Raw genomic sequence first — 14867 nt, 5'->3', positions numbered from 1 at the left:
AGGAAGCCGAATCCCTCGTACTCGGCATCGGCCGGGTGCTGGCCGGCCGGGACCTGGACGGCGTGGCACGCGCCACTTCTTCAGGTGGGCGAAGCCGTGCTCGACCCGACGGAGGTCGAGTTCTTCCAGGGCGACGCGCGCCGTCGGCACGTACGGCTGTGGTACCGCCGCGAGGGCGCCACCTGGACCCGTGAAGCTCCTCCGGCCCTGCCTGCTGCCCGCCCGGACGTCCTACGCTGCCCTCAGGGCCCTTCTCCCGGCCCCGCCGCATCCGGTAGGCAGGGGTACAGCTGTTTCACCTGTGGGAAGAGGCCTCATGCGCGCTAAAGGTAACGCCGGACGACCGGAGTCCGAGAGGGCCGGCCGGACACCCGGCCGCACTCCGGCGACCGTACAGGCCGACGCGAACGGAGCACAGCCCACGGGCCTGCTCTCCCTCCAGGGCAGCGCGGGCAACGCCGCCGTCGTCCAGATGCTCCGCCGCGCGGGCCACCCCGGCGCGCAGGCAGCCGAGCAGGAGCGGCACCAGCACGGCGCGGGATGCGACCACCAGCAGGCGGAGCGGCCCGCGGTGCAGCGCGCGGCCGCTCCGCAGGTGCAGCGGCGCTCCGCCGTGCACGACGTGCTCCGCACCGGGGGCCGACCGCTCGACGACTTGACCCGCAGCGACATGGAGTCCCGGCTCGGCGCGGACTTCTCCGACGTCCGCATCCACAACGACAGCGCCGCCAAGGCCTCCGCCGCGGAGGTCGGCGCCCGCGCCTACACCTCGGGCAGTCATATCGTCATCGGTGACGGCGGCGCCGACAAGCGCACCCTCGCCCACGAGCTGACCCACGTCATCCAGCAGCGCCAGGGACCCGTCGCGGGCACCGACAACGGGTCGGGGCTCAAGGTCTCCGACCCCTCCGACCGGTTCGAACGCGAGGCGGAGGCCAACGCCAGCCGCGTCATGTCCTCGGCGGCCCCCGTTCTCCAGGAGAGCGCTGCCGACGCGCCGGGCCATGCCGCCGCTGCACCCGCCGTGCAGCGCATGCCGAAGGCGAAGAAGGCATCCCCGGAGGCGCGCGCGAACAAGGACTTCGCGCGCGCCGTCAAGTCGCAGTTCGAAGCCAAGGGGTGGATCGCCGACGGGAGTCCGGAGGTCTGGGCCCGGATGACGCTCCACAAGATCGGCGGGATGAACGCGCAGGAGGCCGCCGGTTACAAGTCCAGCAACGCCGCCTACAAGGTGACCCCGGACAACACCATGGGTCCCCGGTCCTACGAGGGCGAGCGCGACAAGCAAGCAATGCGCTGGGTGTCCACCGTGGTGAAGAACTACCTCACGGAGGAGGGGGAGAATCCGATCGAGATCCAGGCGGCGGTCCACGGAGGAAAGCTGTACATATCCGGAAACACCACGGCCGCCAACAGCTTGCTCGCCTCTCACCTGGAGGGCCTGAGCGGCAGCGCGTTCCTGAACAAGGTGCTCAAGGAGTACCCGGCCGACTCGGACGACCTCCTGCGCGGCAACGCCGAGGGCAGGCTCGCCCGTCACTCCGACAAGACGGACAAGCGCATCGCCAACGACAGTGGCGATGAGGCGGTCACCGCGAAGTACGCCAACGTCATCAAGGCACTCGCCGAGCCGGTGACGGTGGCGTCCGGCGGCGAAGACGGGTACCACGCCGAGCGCAGGATCGTCGACCACCTCACCGGCGACGAGTCGGAGAAGGTCATCCCGAACAGCCTGGCCGGGACCAAGCGCCCCTGCGTCTCCTGCTACGCAAACCTGTTCATCGGCACGGAGGCGCGGCCCGGCCCTCTGTGGATCTCCGGAGCCGCCAACATCGGCATGCCCGGCTACTCGGCGAAGAACGCCACACGCTTCGTCGACCGCGTGGACCAAGCGATCGGCAACACCTACGCCACTCTCCAGTGGGAGTGCGACGCCGACCACGAGATCACCATCGCCACCACCGGCGGCTCACCGAAGACAACGATCGACTACGGGACGGACTCGGACAGCGACACCGACGGAAACCGCCGCCGCCAGACCGAGGCGATGGAGACGGAGTAGGCCGGGCCCGCAGTAACGCCGACGGAGCAGGTCGCGGCGGGCGTCGGCCAGACGCCGGTGCAGCGTCAGGGCGTGGACGGCCCAGCCGGTCAGCGGCACGGCAGTGGTGGTGATCAGGAGTGCGTGCGGGACGATCCGGCCCGGTAAGCGCATGGCGGAGTTCATACTGAGGTCTCCCTCTCTCGTCTCTTCCAGGGGTGGGGGTAGCTCGAGACCGCCGTTGCGTCGGCGGTCCCGAGCGCCTTGGTGCTGTCAGCGGCCGGTGCGGGTGCGGGTCTCGGTGACGATGGCCCGCCCGTCGGGGTGGTCGCGCACGATGGAGCTCGTCCGAGCCGCTCACCCGACTCGATACCGGGGCGGGCGATCCGTGCGACGAGGTTCCGGCGGCGGAGCCGGCGGAGGTGCTCTGCGGAGTAGTACGCCTTATCCGCGCGGATCTTCGCTGGCTTCCTCCGGGGTGGTCCGCGCCGGGAACGGACGGCGGGGATGCCGAGAACTAACTTGATCTCTAGATGTTGTCTCATTTGGTGAGTCTGCGGTAGCAGATGAGGGTGCAGGCGATGCTGGTGAAGGCGAGGAAGTGGTCGGCTTTGCGTTCGTAACGTCGGTGGAGGCGGCGGCAGCCGGCGAGCCAGGCCATGGTTCGTTCGACGGTCCAGCGGTGGCGGCCCAGTCGTTGTGAGGACTCGACTCCCTTGCGGGCGATGCGGCGGGTGATGCCGCGCTCGCGTAACCATCGCCGCAGGTGGGCGTAGTCGTAGCCTTTGTCGGCGTGGAGTCTGCCGGGCTTGCGCCGTCGTCGTCCGCGGCGTGAGCGGATCGGCGGGATGCCCTTCACGAGCGGGATCAGGGCCTGGCTGTCGTGCAGGTTGGCCCCGGAGACGCCGACGGATATGGGCAGACCCGATCGTTCCGTGATCAGGTGGATCTTCGAGCCGTACTTGCCCCGGTCGACAGGATTCGGACCTGTCAGGTCCCCCTTTTCAGGGCCCGCATGTTCACCGAGTCGATCGCGCACCGCGACCAGTCCAGCTCGCCGCGGGCACCGAGCTCGTCGAGGACCAGGCGATGGAGCTTGGCCCACACTCTGGCCTTCGACCACTCCGAGAACCGCCGGTGGGCAGTCGCTCCGGACGGGCCGAACGACGCCGAAGGCAGCTGCTGCCAGGTGCAACCCGACGTGACCACGAACACGATCGCGGCCAGCACCTCCCGGTCGCCGTGCCGACGCCGACCACCGCCCTGAGGCCTCGACGACGCCTCCGGCACCACCCGCTGGAACAACTCCCACAACTCGTCCGGCACCAACCGCTCAACGATCCCCACCATGGCCAGCACTATACCGAATCGCCCAAATGAGATGACTTCTTAGACAGTCGCCTTCTGCCGACCCCGGCGAGGCGAACTGCCCCTCGGCACCATGAAGTCCACCGGAATACCGGCGGAATTTCGGTGCGGAAGTTCTAAGCAGGCTTTTATGGTCTCCGCCGGATAATTACGCGACGAGCGGTCCCGCGGCCCGTACTCGGGAGAACGCCGACCAGTTCGCCGCCGTCCTGGAGGACATCGCGGCGAACGGCCTGCCCCCGGTGGAGGACTGCACGCCGTGGGAGGAGCTCCGCGAGGCCCATCTCGCCCGGCCCGCGGCCCAGCGCCCCGCCGTCGCCTGATGGCCCCGCAGCGACGGGCCCGGATCGCGTTCTCCGATGCCGCTGCCAAGCAGTTGGAGGGCGTCACCAGCGAAGCGGACATCCGCGCTCTGGACCGGGCCCTGCTCGTCGTCTCCGTCGACCCCGAGGTGGGCGAAGCCCTTCCGGGTGACACCTCCGGCCCCCGGCTGCGCCAGTACACCGACGACATCGAGCGCGTCCGACTCCTGTACTGGGTCACGGCGCTGCGCACCGTGGTCGTCGTCGCGTACATCGAGGTCTGCCCGGTCTGCCGGTCGGCCGGTTGGACGGTCGGTTCGCGTCCTGGAGCAGCTTGCCGGTGTCGGCGGTGGCCGCGTCAGAGGTGGAGCGCCGGCTCGCCGGCGTCCCGCTGGGCGACCGAGCGGGCGGCCTGTCGGATCGCGGCGATGGTCGGTTCCTCGCGACGCTTCGTCAGCCAGGCGAGCGCGCACGTCGACGGCGACAGGTCGAGCACGTCCAGGTAGCGGATGCCGGGGCGGGGGAAGAACGTCCGGGCGGCTGCGGGGAGGAAGCACACCGCCTCGCCCTGGCCGACCGTGTGCAGCAGTGACTCCATGTCGGTCACGACGGGTCCGTACGTGACACGCCTGCCGTCGGGGCGCGGATCGACCGCCCAGAAGTTCCACCACATCCGCGGTACCTGGGCGGGTACGTCGACCACCGCCCGGTCCTCCAGCTGGGCCAGGGTGAGGTGGGGGAGGGCCGCCAGGGGGTCGTCGGCGGAGAGGCACACCACCCGCGGCTCGGTGGCCAGGTGCTGCAGCTCGATGCCGTCCGGTACGGGAGGGCGGAGGAAGACGGCGTCGATGTCCTGCCGGAGGAGGTCGGCCATGTGGTCGACGATGTTCAGGCCGAGCAGCTGCACCGTCATCTGCGGGTGCCGGTGGTGCAGTTCCAGCAGCACCGCGCGGGTGTACGGCATGGCGGCCTCCGCTCCGACGGTGCCCACCACGAGGCGGCCGTCGCTCTGACGGCACTGCGCGGCTGCCGTGCGCCGCAGTTGGTCGGTGGCCTCGATGACCAGGCGTGCTTCGGGCAGCAGCGCCCGCCCCGCCGGGGTGAGGTCGACCATGCGGCTGGTGCGGGCGAACAGCGCCATCTTCAAGCGCTTCTCCATGTCGCGGATCTGCTGGCTGAGGGCCGACTGGCTGATGAACAGCCGCTCGGCGGCACGCCCGAAGTGCAGTTCGTCGGCGAGGGCCAGGAACAGGCGCAGCTGGTGGACGCTCGGTTCTCCCGGCGCCGCGGCGCCAGGATGGGCGGTGTCAGCGCTTCGACCAGGAGTCATAAGGCGGATATTATCGGTCGCTGCGTTTTTCGAATAATTGGTCTGCTGACAGCCGCAGTTCGAGCCGTGCAAGCTGAGCCTGCCTCTGCGCCTGACCTGGGCTGAGCTGCCGTACCGGATGGCGCGGGCATGCAGCTCCCACGACAGCCGGGGATGCCGGGGACGCCGGGCGCGCCGGGCACACCGGACCAGGTGCTTGCCGCCCGGATTCCAGGGCGACGGAGCGGGGCAGGGACTCGACAACGGGGAAACGGGGGTGGCATTTCGGTGTCCGCGGCTGCCTGAGGGCGGCGGTGGACGTGCTTGTTCGCCTGCTCCCAGGGGCGCCTTCCTGGGCTGCTCGGCTTCTGCGCGTCACAGGGCAAGCGGGAAGCCGGAAGCAGCAGGCAGGAAGCGCATGGTGGCACTGCGACCCCATCGGGGTCCGATACGGGGAATTCAATGCGAAAATGGAATAGACATCTCGTTTTTCTGGTGGCCGTGTTCACCGGGATCTTCTCTCTGCTGGCGACGACGACAAGTCCTGCCGGGGCAGCCGGCCCGACGTCGCTGCCGAACACCACAAGCGCCGCTGCTGCCGGCAAGGCCAAGGCCCTCGGAATCTGGTTGCCGTGCACACCGGATGACTTCCGCAAGCAGATGACCCGCCGTCTGCTCGGACGCACCACGGATACGGTCCCGGCCGGGAGGGTGAAGAGCACCTACAACGGGACCGGCGCGGCCATCCAGATGAAGGCCACGTACGGAGAGAAGATCTCGCTGAGCGTGGAGACCTCCGTTGGCGGGTCCGTCGAGGCCGAGAAGGTCGTCAAGATCGCTCTGGAGGCCGGCTGGTCGCAGACGGTCGTCAAGGAGACGACGGAGACGAACGAGTACTCGCCCATCGTCCAACCGGGCACCTACCTGCACCTCCAACCGTTCGTGACGAACCTGTACGTCCTCTACGAGGCCGCGAACATCGAGATGATGTACTGGGTGGGCATCGTGTGGTGCCGCGGCAACGACACTCCGTCGCACCGCGTAGCCAAGATCCCGGTCGCCGAGACGATGTGCATGTGGACGGGTCCTGCCGGCACTCACTGCCCGCCTGAAGGGCGAGGCCGCAGGGGTGGCGGCGGTGCCCCCCCGCCCGGCGGCACGCCGGCGCCTCCCGCGGGCCCGCAGCCGGTCACCTCCGTCCACGGGCTGGCCGACGGCACGCTGCTGTCGACCACCGACACCGGTCGCATCTACAAGATGGTGGGCGGCGCGCCCGTGTGGCAGGCGACCTGCGGCGACGGCATCTGCACCACCACGCCCCGCCCCACCACGCAGGCCGTCATCAACGCCGGACCGGCCACGCCCCGCAACGGGGCCACCGTCATCGACCAGCGCGGGCGGATCCACCTCTTCGTAGGCGGCGCCCCTCTGTGGCAGGAGACCTGCGCCGCCCCCGTCACCTGCGGCACGCCGGTGAAGGTGTCCTCGTGGTCCGTCGACGCGCGCGATCACATGAACACCCTGCCGGCGGACGGTCAACTCGTACAGGCGAAGGCAGGCTCCACGGACCTGCCGGTGGCGGCGACCGTCGGCGGCGCGCTGATCCCCTTCGCCAGCCCGCAGGAGGTCATCGACTCCGGCCACGGCAGCAACTGGGCGGCCAAGGTGGTGGCGATCTCTCCCGGCAGTTACCACAACCTCGGGGCGATCCCCGCGGACGGCACGCTCGTACAGGGCGCCGCAGGCGGCGTCTCCACGCCCGTCGCGATGATCCTCGGTGGTGCGGCCCTCCCGTTCGACAGCCCCCAGGAGGTCATCGACTCCGGCTACGGCACCAACTGGGCCTCGAAGGTCCAAGGCATTCCGGCGCGGCACTTCCACACCCTCCCGTCGATCCCCAAGGACGGCACGCTCATCCAGGGCTCGCTGGGCTCGACTCCCGTGGCCGCGATCATGGGTGGAGGCAGGGTGAACTTCGGCAGTCCGCAAGAGGTGATCGATTCGGGCTTCGGCACGGACTGGGCCTCGAAGGTGCGGGCTGTGCCGAGCCGGGCGTTCAGCGCCCTGCCGACGCGCATGGTGGACGGTACGCGGCTGGCGAAGAGCGGAGCCACGTCGGAGGCCGCGGTCATCGGCGGCGCGCGCGTGGACTTCCACACCGAGGCCGAACGCGACGCGGCCGGGTACGGCGACAAGCCCCGCCATGTCGTTCCCGCACGGGTCTGGGACGCCATGACCACCAAGATCGCGGAGGGTACGCGGCTGGCGAAGGCCGGAGCCACGTCGGAGGCCGCGGTCATCGGCGGCGCGCGCGTGGACTTCCACACCGCCGCCGAACGCGACGCCGCGGGATATGGCGACAAGCCCCGCCAGGTCGTTCCCGCACGGGTCTGGGACGCCATGAGCACGAAAATCGCGGACGGCACGCTGCTCGGCAGGAGCGACAACACCGCGCAGGGTGCCGTGGTCGGCGGAGCCGTGGTCGCCTTCCAGAGCATGGAGGAACTGGAGGCCGCAGGCTACGGTGCCGAACCCCTGCTGATCGTGCCGCCTCGGGTGTGGGACGCCATGGGCACCAAGATCGCTGACGGTACGCGGTTGGCGAAGAGCGGAGCCACGTCCGAGGCCGCGGTCATCGGGGGCGCGCGCGTCGACTTCCACACCGCCGCCGAACGCGACACCGCCGGATACGGCGGCAACCCCCGCCAGGTCATCCCCGCACGAGTCTGGGACGCCATGACCACCAGAATCGCCGATGGCACCCGCATCAAGGACGCGGGCTCCACCGGCCAGGCAGCCATCGTCGGAGGCGCAAAAATCACCTTCGCCAACATCGAAGAACTCACCGCCAGCGGCTACGCCAACCGACCCATGCAAGTTGTTCCACAACGCATCTGGACCGCACTCACCACCAGAATCGCCGACGGCACACGCATCAAGTCGCCGGACGCGGCCACCGTTTGGCTGATGGGCGAAGGCCAGCGGGTGGTAACGACCGAGACCACGGGGGCCTGGACGATTCCGCAGCGCGTGATCGACTCCATCCCGCTTCGCTGACACAGGCACGGGTGACGTAGGCCCTTGCGCTGCCGAGTCGGCCCGAAGTCCGCCGACCGGGTGGGGCTGCGGAATCGTCCGCCGGCGCTCCGGGACGCCCGGGAGTGCCGGCGGACACCCCCGCCCGGGGCGTGACGGATGCTCAGACACTCAAATGAACAACACACGCCGCGCTCCGCAGGCTCCTGCCTCGCGGAGCGCGGCCGCATGTCCACGAGCGTGTGACCGCTTCCGCGCCCTTCCTGAGCTTGGCTGCGGACCGTCGCCAGGTCCGCCTGGAGCAGCTGGTCCGGATGCTGCACACCCCAGTCACCCTGGACGACGGCCGCACCGTCGACGTCGCCGCCTCGATCGGCGCAGCGGCCCCGGACATGCTGGGCACCCGCGACCTGGCCGCGTTGCACAGGGCGGCCGGCGCTGCTCTCTATAGCGGGAAGCACTCTGGCCGGGCGGTCCTCGCGACGGCTGAGCAGGCCGCGGTGCCGTCCATCAACGGACGCCGGGCCGGCCGCCCGGGAACAGCGGTATGGGGCGAGCAGCATGAGTGAGGTTGATCCTGGGGAGTGGACACCGGGTTTCATGCGACGAGTGACAGCGTACGTGTCGTGTTGAGTTGTTGTTCGGACTCGGCTGGGGTGCGGTAGCCGAGTGCGGAGTGGCGACGGCGCCGGTTGTAGTACGACAGTCAGCGGAACAGCTCGAGCCGGGTCTGTGCCTTCGATGTCCAGCGGCGTCCGTGAAGCAGTTCGCGTTTGAGGCCCTGGAAGAAGGACTCTGCGAGGGCATTATCGTAGCTGGAGCCGACGCGGCCCATGCTGCGGCGGATGCCGTGCCGCAGGCAGACCTCGGCGAAGGTTGCCGCGTTGTACTGGGCGAGTTCAACCGGTCGTTGCAACACCGGGCTGCTGCAGTGAGCGTAGCTGTTCGTCGAAGGCCTCTGCTGGGGTCTTCGAGCCGAGGATCTTGCGGGGGCGGTTATTGATCGCCAGGGCGACGGCTTCGAGGTCCTCGGCGGACCACCGGGACAGGTCGGTGCCCTTCGGGAAGTACTGACGCAGCAGCCCGTTCGTGTTCTCGTTCGTGGGTCGCTGCCAGGGCGAGTGCGGATCGGTGAAGAACACCTTCGTCCCGGTCTCGAGCGCGAACTGGGCATGCCCGGAGAGTTCCTTCCCGCGGTCCCAGGTCAGTGTCTTGCGGAGCTGCTCGGGCAGCTTCGTCATCGACACCGTCAGGGCAGTGCTCATCGCGACGGCGCCGTAACCGCCCAACGCCGGGCCGTTCTTCACCGGCGGCAGATGCACCAGGAGGGTGGATCGGCTACTGCGCTCGACGAGCGTGCCGATCGCGGACCGGCCCGTCCCGATGATCAGATCGCCTTCCCAATGCCCCGGGACCGCGCGGTCTGCGGCCTCTGCAGGACGTTCACTCAGGACGACATCCGCGGTGACATGCCCTTGCGGCTTGTTCCGTGACCTCCACCGAGGCTCTCGAAGCGCCCGTCCGGTGCGCAGGCAGGCGACCAGCTCACGCTTGAGCGCACCGCGGCCCTCGATGAACAGCGACTGGTAGATCGCCTCGTGGCTGATGCGCATGGACTCATCCTCGGGGAAGTCGGCCTTGAACCGGTGCGAGATCTGTTCCGGGCTCCATGGTGTCGCGCACCGCCTGTCTTGCCGGTGTGGCTTGTTCAGCCCTTTCCACGGCGGCGTCTGCGGTCCTGCGACGACCGTCCCGTCAGGCCGGTGAACGTTCCCCGACAACCTCTCCTGAAGGTACTCAGAGGGCGGTTCGTGAGTTGATGTCCATTTCCGGGTGGGGCTGGGGCAGGGCTGCTGGTCACGGCGCTCGGTCGGCTACTGCTTCCTGGTGAAGCTGCCGGCGTCGATCTCGGCGAGGACATCGAGCTTGACCAGGCGTTTCAGCTTGGCGCGGGTGCCCTCGATGTTCTTGGGCAGTAGTTCGTGGTCGAGGGCTTCGCAGACATCGCGAGCCCGGAGCTGGCCGGTGGCCTCGTTGAAGACGGCGAGGGTGCGGGGGTAGTCCGGGTGCTCGGGCAGGTCGGGCGAGACCGGGTGGTTGGGGAGCCGTTCGCCCAGGGCGGTGACGGTCTTGCGGGTGGTGGCCAGGTGTTCGAGGTGGGTCTCGGCTTCCCGCAGTCGAGTCTGCAGTTCGACGATCTGTGTGCGGAGGTCGTCGGCCAGGGCCCGGGCGGCGTCCTCCTGGATGCCGAGCGCGTCGAGGAGGGGCTGGATGTTCACGCGGTCACCGTCTGCGGGTCGCGCCAGGTGGGAGTGTTCGCGCCGGTGAGCCGGCGGGCCATGACCTGGGTCATCGCCGAGTAGACGCGGGACGCGGAGGAGGCCGGGCGTGCTCGTAGTCGCGGACCAGGCGCCGGTGCAGTATCAGGATCCCGAAGGTCTGCTCGACCCTCCACCGCTTCGGCTGCGGGACGAACCCCTTGTCCTGCGGGTTGCGTTCGACGATCTCGACGTCGATCCCGAGCGAGGAGCCGTGGGCGACCACGGCGGTCTTGAAGCCCTGGTCGACCAGCGCCTTCTCGACGGCGCCTCCGGCGTTCTCGGCGACCTGGTCGAGCAGGGCGATGCCCGCGGCGTTGTCATGCGCGCTCGCGGCGAGGACGATGACGGCGATGACCAGGCCCAGCACGTCCACGGCCAGCCCCCGCTTGCGGCCCGGCACCCGTTTCGCAGGATCCCGGCCGGTCGTCGAGGCGGGGACCCCGGCAGCCGCGTGGACGCTCTGGGTGTCCAGCACCACCAGGGTCGGGTCCTCTAATCGGCTGGCCTGTTCACGGACCTGGCAGCGCAGGAGTTCATGGATGATTTGGTCAGTCCCGTCGTCGCGCCAGGCGGCGAAGTAGTAGTACGTCGCGCTCTTCGGCGGCAGGTCGTGGGGGAGGTAGGCCCACTGGCAGCCGGTCCGGCCCTGGTAGAGGATCGCGTTCACGATCTCCCGCATCGCATAGGCGCCCTGGTGGCCGCTGACCGAGCGGTGCCGGTCCTTCCAGGCTGTGATCACCGGCTCGATCAACGACCACTGCCTATCCGATAAGTCGCTTGGGTACGGCTTCCGTTCACTCACCCCGCCACCCCAGCAGACCACCGGCCGCGGACCAGCGGACTCCACCCGCACCCACACCATCAGGCGACGACAGAAACACTCAAAGACTCACGAACCGCCCTCTCACTCCGCTCTATTCGCAACGAATGCAGGAGGAAAAGCGGGTTTCGGGCGCGGGGCGGTACTGCTGGCACAGGAGAGGATCGTGGGCAAGCAGGCCGTCGCGGCGCTGCGCGAGCCCTCATCCGCAGGCGCTGGCCGTGCCGTTGAAGTGCGCACGCCGCGTACGGTCTTCTGCGACGTCGCTAGGCTGATCACAGGGTGCGGTGCTTCCCCCGTGGCGCCGCACCCCTCGATGAAGGGCCGTTCCGTACCCCGTTCCCGAGCCTGCTGAGCGGCCCTGACCGCGTTTCGAGCAGTCTCGGTCAGCTCGCGGTCGGCGGTCGCCGAGCAGGTGGAAGTGAGTGGCGGAGCGGGTACCTACCGTGTTTTCACCCAGCTCAATCGTGTTGATCCTCACTGCGTCAGAGGTGATCGATCAGGCTAGCTTTTCTTGGTGTGACTGACTCTCAGATTCCGGATTCCGCATCCGTTTCCCTCGCGCCCGTCTCCGCCGCTCTCGCCGACGTCCTGTTCGCCGGGCAGCTGGATACGACTCACGAGCGGTGGAGGCGCCTCTTCAGCTCCGCCCCGTTCCGCTTCGAGGAAGGGCTGACCCACCGAGAACGAATAAACCTGAGTTACGACCGGCTCCGGCTGGTCAACGAGGCGGTAGAGGCTCCACTGGCCCTCGCGAGCGACCCGGCCGAACTCACCGCCATCCACGAGTGGGCCGGTGCGGTCGACCCGGGCATGGCCACCATCGTCTCCATCCACTACAACCTCTTCTTCGGGAGCCTGGTCGACCACGAGGCGGCCGGGCGAGACCTGGGCGAGTACGTCCGCGCTAAGCGCATAGGTACGTTTCTCTGCACCGAGGTTGCCCATGGCAATGACGCCGTACATATGGAGACCACGGCGACGTTCGACCGAGCGGCGCGCGAGTTCGTGCTGAACACCCCGCACGCGGGGGCGCAGAAGTTCATGCCGAACACCGGCCCGGCCGGCGGGGCGAAGGGTGCAGTCGTCGCGGCCCGCCTGATCGTCGACGAAACCGACCACGGCGTCTTCCTGTTCCTGACACCGCTCAGCGACCGCGACGGCAACCCCCTGCCTGGCGTGGAGGTACGGCCACTGCCCCAGACGACCAGCAGCCCCGTCGACCACTGCGCCACGACGTTCCACGATGTCCGCCTGCCATTCGACGCTCTCCTCCAGGGCGACCACGGCCGCCTCACCCCGGATGGCGAGTTCACCAGCGCGCTCGGAAGCCCCCGCCGCCGGTTCCTGGAGTCCATCGGACGGGTCACGATGGGCAAGCTGTGCATGACCGCCCACAGCCTCGGCGTCATGCGGCACGCTCTCGACGTCGCCATGCGCTACGCCCACACCCGGGTGACCTCGGGCATGACGAAGGGGCAGCGAGTGCCGCTGATCGCGCACCGCGGGCACCACAAGCCCCTGCTCGACGCCGTGGCAACGACCTACGCCGCCACGCTGCTCCAGCGGTCGGTCGTGCGGCAGTGGGACCGGGCGACCGGTGAGGAACGCGAGGCGTACGAGCGGCTGACGGCGATCAGTAAGGCGTGGATCACCTGGCGCGCCCGGGCGGTCATGACCGAGTGCCGCGAACGGTGCGGCGCCCAGGGCCTGATCCAGGCGAACGGCATCGCGCTGCAGCTCGCCTCGATCGAGGGCACGATCACGGCCGAGGGCGACAACACGGTGATCATGCAGAAGGCCGGGGGCGAGATGCTGCTCGGCGGTGTCGACCTCAAGCCGGAGAGCGAGATCGCGGCCGAGGACCGGGAGCTGACCGATCCCCAGTTCCTCCAGGACCTCCTTGCCGACATCGAGCGCATATCCCACACCCGCGCGAAAGCCCGGCTCAGGAAGCGCGCCACCTCCCCGCTGGCCCGTTGGAACGCGTCGGTGACGCCCGCCGTGGCGTTGGCGGACGCACACGTCCACCGGCTCGCCGCCGAGTCCCTGCTGACCGCCGCTGATCAGCTTCCCTCCGGACTGCCGGCGGACCTGCTGCGCGGGCTGCATGCCCTGTTCGCCCTGCGCCGGGTCGCCGCGCACAGCGGGGACCTGCTGGTACGGGGGCGGTTGACGGCCGATCAGGTCGAGAGCCTGCTTGACGCCGTTGAGGAGGTTCTCGGCACCTTGGAGCCGCACGCGCTCACCCTGACCGGGGCGTTCGGTATATCCGAGGAGATTCTGGCGACGCACCCGATGCTCAGCGCCTGACCAGGGCGGTGAAGGAGGGGAATCGGCCCCGGCCGCCGAGCGGGGCGGCGGCCGGAGCGACGGGTCAGAGGTACAGGGAGCGGTGCATCGTGTACATGAACCAGTCACCGGTGCTCAGGGCAAAGCAGAACTTGTCGCGGTAGGCCACGTACTCGGAGTGCTGCGCGGCGTCGAGGGAAATCTCCCGCGCCGCCCCGGCCGGTGCCGCCTCCCGCAGTGCCGCGAGCAGGGTGAGGGGCGCCGGTATCTGCAACGCCCGCAGGACCCGGCGGACATTGTCGACCATGTCTCGGTCCCGTCCAGGATCCCTGATCTCGTGGAGCGCTCCGGCCAGCGGACCGCTCAGGTCCTTCTCGGCCTCTATGAGCAGCGTGAGGCACTCCGTCAGGTTGCTGAGGCTCTCGACGCTCACCTCTACTGCGTACAGGCTGATCAGCGGCTCACCGCTGGGGCTGTGGAGGCGGTAGCCCTCCGGCTCCTGACGTGACGCGACCAGCTCGAATGCGGACGGCGTGTGCCAGCTGAGGAATTTAGGGATTGCCGCCTGGATGTCGCCCCAGCCCTCGTAGGCCCGGCGGATCGTCTCGGCCTGGTCCTGAGGAAGGTGGTCGAGGTGGAGGTAGTACAGGGAGTGGAGAAGGGGTTCCTCCATCTCCAGGAACCGCGTCATGAAAACGGGGTCCTTCGGTATCAGAATGTGCATCACAGCTCCTCAGCGCCAGGTTCGAAAATGAGTGTCAGGATGCTCGCGCCGGTGGTCCGCGAGGTCAGCAGGTGCGCGGTCCCGCCGCCGAGTGCCGGGTGGTGCAGCGGCAGGGACGCGCCGTCGAGCCCGCTGCCGGCCTCCTCGATCCCCCGCAGCCGGGCGTCATCGGCATCCTCGGACAGGAAGCGCAGAGCCGCGCTGTCCCGCTGTGCGCGGTGGCACATGAGCTTGACCTCGGTCAGCAGGCGCGGGGCCCATGCCTGCTCCCAATCCAGCAGGACCTTCTCCGCGTCCGGCCTGAACAGCGCCCAGCGCCACAGGTTGGCCGGCGGACCGCCCTCGGGGAACAGCGCCGCGAAAGCGGCGTTGGCGGCCACCCTGCGCCCGTCAGGGGTGATCGCGCACGCGATCTCGCGCTGACCGTCGATCAGGCGGGCCAGGTACGGGGAGGGCGCTGCGACAGGCAGCACCGGCTCGGTCCGGAACAGCTCTAAGTGCCCGATGGCGGTGTCCTCGGCACTGAAGCCGAGCAGCTGGGTGAAGCTTCCCCTTGATTGTGGACACCTGGAGACTGGGACCCGAGGTTCCAGAGGAAGTAGCACCAGGTGGGAAGCAAGTACACGAAGCGGTACACCGAGGAGTTCAAGCGGG

General features: G+C 69.1%; 9 protein-coding genes and 5 pseudogenes. 6 read left to right on the top strand and 8 right to left on the bottom strand.

Translation table 11 applies throughout. The features are described from left to right. Positions 1–99: 99 nt before the first annotated feature. A pseudogene (locus ABZ154_RS30870) lies at positions 100–195 on the top strand (pyridoxine 5'-phosphate oxidase C-terminal domain-containing protein); the annotation flags it as partial. Positions 196–316: 121 nt separating this feature from the next. After that, a complete protein-coding gene (locus tag ABZ154_RS30865) occupies positions 317–2062 on the top strand; it encodes a DUF4157 domain-containing protein (RefSeq protein ID WP_356837671.1) in 1746 nt (581 codons plus the stop codon). A 520-nt stretch (positions 2063–2582) separates the two neighbouring features. On the opposite strand, the gene ABZ154_RS30860 is transcribed toward ABZ154_RS30865, so the two are convergent. Continuing rightward, a protein-coding gene (locus ABZ154_RS30860; protein ID WP_356837670.1) for an IS5 family transposase occupies positions 2583–3391 on the bottom strand; the annotation gives its coding sequence in 2 pieces (ribosomal slippage) (positions 2583–3043 and positions 3043–3391; 810 coding nt in all). A 340-nt stretch (positions 3392–3731) separates the two neighbouring features. Between ABZ154_RS30860 and ABZ154_RS30855 the strand changes: the two are divergent. Beyond that, positions 3732–3992, top strand: a pseudogene (locus tag ABZ154_RS30855) (hypothetical protein); the annotation flags it as partial. 77 nt (positions 3993–4069) lie between these two features. On the opposite strand, the gene ABZ154_RS30850 reads toward ABZ154_RS30855, so the two are convergent. Further along, positions 4070–5041 carry a LysR family transcriptional regulator gene (locus ABZ154_RS30850; RefSeq protein ID WP_356837668.1) on the bottom strand — a complete coding sequence of 324 codons (972 nt, stop codon included), beginning with the start codon at positions 5039–5041 and terminating at the stop codon, positions 4070–4072. Positions 5042–5344: 303 nt separating this feature from the next. Between ABZ154_RS30850 and ABZ154_RS30845 the strand changes: the two genes are divergently transcribed. Then, on the top strand, positions 5345–8077 hold the full coding sequence (locus ABZ154_RS30845; RefSeq protein WP_356837667.1) for a hypothetical protein: 2733 nt from the start codon (positions 5345–5347) through the stop codon (positions 8075–8077). Positions 8078–8325: 248 nt separating this feature from the next. After that, entirely contained in the window at positions 8326–8625 is a 300-nt protein-coding gene (locus ABZ154_RS30840) for a hypothetical protein (RefSeq protein ID WP_356837666.1), read from the top strand. A gap of 29 nt (positions 8626–8654) precedes the next feature. Here ABZ154_RS30840 and ABZ154_RS30835 read toward each other — a convergent pair. From ABZ154_RS30835 to ABZ154_RS30820, 4 genes and pseudogenes are all read right to left on the bottom strand, one after another. Beyond that, positions 8655–8951, bottom strand: a pseudogene (locus tag ABZ154_RS30835) (integrase core domain-containing protein); the annotation flags it as partial. A gap of 4 nt (positions 8952–8955) precedes the next feature. After that, positions 8956–9855 (bottom strand): annotated as a pseudogene (locus ABZ154_RS30830) (IS30 family transposase); the annotation flags it as partial. Between the two features lie 75 nt (positions 9856–9930). Next, positions 9931–10335 carry a hypothetical protein gene (locus ABZ154_RS30825; RefSeq protein WP_356837665.1) on the bottom strand — a complete coding sequence of 135 codons (405 nt, stop codon included), beginning with the start codon at positions 10333–10335 and terminating at the stop codon, positions 9931–9933. Next, positions 10332–11179, bottom strand: a pseudogene (locus ABZ154_RS30820) (IS5 family transposase). Before ABZ154_RS30820 ends, ABZ154_RS30825 begins: the two are co-directional and overlap by 4 nt. Positions 11180–11716: 537 nt before the next feature. On the opposite strand from ABZ154_RS30820, the gene ABZ154_RS30815 reads away from it, so the two are divergent. Beyond that, entirely contained in the window at positions 11717–13510 is a 1794-nt protein-coding gene (locus tag ABZ154_RS30815) for an acyl-CoA dehydrogenase (RefSeq protein WP_356837664.1), read from the top strand. A 64-nt stretch (positions 13511–13574) separates the two neighbouring features. Here ABZ154_RS30815 and ABZ154_RS30810 read toward each other — a convergent pair whose 3' ends face one another. Both ABZ154_RS30810 and ABZ154_RS30805 read right to left on the bottom strand, forming a co-directional pair. Further along, positions 13575–14213: a hypothetical protein gene (locus ABZ154_RS30810; protein ID WP_356837663.1), complete on the bottom strand. Its 639-nt coding sequence runs from the start codon at positions 14211–14213 to the stop codon at positions 13575–13577. Continuing rightward, the gene (locus ABZ154_RS30805; RefSeq protein WP_356837662.1) at positions 14213–14686 is read right to left on the bottom strand and encodes a hypothetical protein; all 474 of its coding nucleotides are present in this window, start codon (positions 14684–14686) and stop codon (positions 14213–14215) included. Before ABZ154_RS30805 ends, ABZ154_RS30810 begins: the two co-directional genes overlap by 1 nt. Positions 14687–14867: the final 181 nt, after the last annotated feature.

The organism is Streptomyces sp. NPDC006261 (genome assembly GCF_040613515.1).
In the GTDB taxonomy this organism is placed as follows: Bacteria; Actinomycetota; Actinomycetes; order Streptomycetales; family Streptomycetaceae; genus Streptomyces.
The sequence above is the reverse complement of the archived record's forward strand: the minus strand, read 5'-3'. Positions and strand labels throughout refer to the sequence as shown.